This window comes from Paenibacillus sp. OT2-17 (genome assembly GCF_009827695.1).
Taxonomy (GTDB): Bacteria; Bacillota; Bacilli; order Paenibacillales; family Paenibacillaceae; genus Paenibacillus; species Paenibacillus polymyxa_B.
The window spans coordinates 1-1,702 of the sequence record NZ_WUDQ01000693.1 but is presented as its reverse complement, the minus strand read 5'-3'; the positions used below and the strand labels follow the sequence as shown (position 1 = coordinate 1,702).

At 40.1% G+C, this 1,702-nt stretch carries 1 protein-coding gene and 1 pseudogene; one reads left to right on the top strand and one right to left on the bottom strand.

What is annotated here, in order from left to right:
- Positions 1-325: 325 nt before the first annotated feature.
- Positions 326-637: pseudogene (locus tag GRP75_RS26185) on the top strand (Tn3 family transposase); the annotation flags it as partial.
- A gap of 289 nt (positions 638-926) precedes the next feature.
- Here GRP75_RS26185 and GRP75_RS26180 read toward each other — a convergent pair.
- A partial coding sequence (locus GRP75_RS26180; protein ID WP_160790799.1) for an oxidoreductase occupies positions 927-1,702 on the bottom strand: 776 nt, incomplete at its 5' end.

Here is a 1,702-nt window from a genome sequence, read left to right as displayed (position 1 = left end):
TCTGACTTTTTTCATTGCCTACCCCGCATATGAATTTCGTGCCACCTGATTCAATCACACCTATTCGCTTTTTATATTTTTTTACAAACTTACACAATGTACTTTTCGAAGCGACACAAACATGTATGGCAACTCTATAAAATTAAAACTTAATTATTTCAGATTAAGTTGATGCGAACTGTAGCTCTTTATTGTATTAGAAACGGCGGTCAAAATGACCGCCACCGCAATGTAAAATAGATAATCACATCTATTATTTCTTCTTCAAAAAAAATAAAATCTCCTTTTAGAGACCGATTCTTCTCTCGAGCTCTTCCGGTTTAAGATTGGTGACAACATCGATGCGCTTGATGGAGTAAACGTTGAAAAAGGTAGACTACATATTAATCGGCTTGAAAAAGATGTTCCAGAAGAGGCGAAACAATATAGCGCTGCTCTCTACGGCATGTTGCCACGGGTAAAGCTACCAGACCTACTTTTAGAAGTAGCAAGTTGGACTGGGTTTGACGAGCAATTCATTCATGCTTCAACCAATCGTCAACCTAAATCCGAAGAAAAACCGATTGTTCTGGCATCGCTCATGGCTATGGGTACCAATATAGGCTTAACAAAAATGGCTGATGCAACGCCTAGTATCTTAGAAACATTACGTCCGCTGAACCAAGGATAGCATAAAAGCCGGTTATACCCTTAACGTGTGAAAACCGGCTATTTTTGTACTCAGAATTCCTTAGCGTTGTAAATCTGCGTTTTGCTGGTGGTACCCCTTCAAGATCGAAATATTCGCAGTATGTGTGTCCGCAACAGTAAGAATTGCCCTACCGAACTACGGATGAACGGAGCACCTTAGAATTAGCAAAAGAAACCCGAAGTCTCATAAAAGACGTGGGTTTCTCGTCAATCTGAGTAGCCTTTAGGACTACTTTTTATTTCCCAATATTAAACCAACCAGGCATTACTTGAATTACATTCCAAAGTTTTTCTGGAATATTAAGCTGGTTGAGTTTCGAAACATTCAACTCAGAATCTACCTCGGCTTCACGTCCATTTGCGACCTTTTCAACCCAGTTAGGATCCATAATTAACGCATGCCCAATGGCGACTAGCGGCAATCCTAATTCCGCAGCTTGAAGAGCATCATCCGGTGTTAGTATGGAACCAGCAGCCATCACAGGTATCTTACCGTTTGCTCTTTCAAGAATTAATTCAAGCCGTGTTTTTTCATCTTGACTATCTACTGGCTTTGAAGTCACATTATCTAATGAAGCATGAATATAATCTAAATCCTGTTCAACAAGAATATCGATTAATTCATACGTGTCTTTCATACGTAATCCGTCCACTTTGGAGGATTCTTCAGGTGAAAATCGGTATCCTAAAATGAATGGTTTTGTAGCATGTTTTTCAATGACATTTTTGATTTCGTTAATAATCGCCAATGGAAAACGCAAGCGATTTTCAAGTGATCCTCCCCATGGGTCCGTCCGTTGATTCGTTGCTGGCGACCAGAAGTTTTGAATTAAAAATCCATGTGCCCCATGAATTTCGACGCCATCAAATCCGGCTTCAATCGCTCGTCTTGTTGTATCTCCAAAAGCACGTACAATCGACAAAATCTCCTCATGTGATAGTTCTCTTGTTTCTGGCGTTGAACCTAAATTAGTAATTTCGGGTTGCAATGCACTCGCACTAACTGCATCCA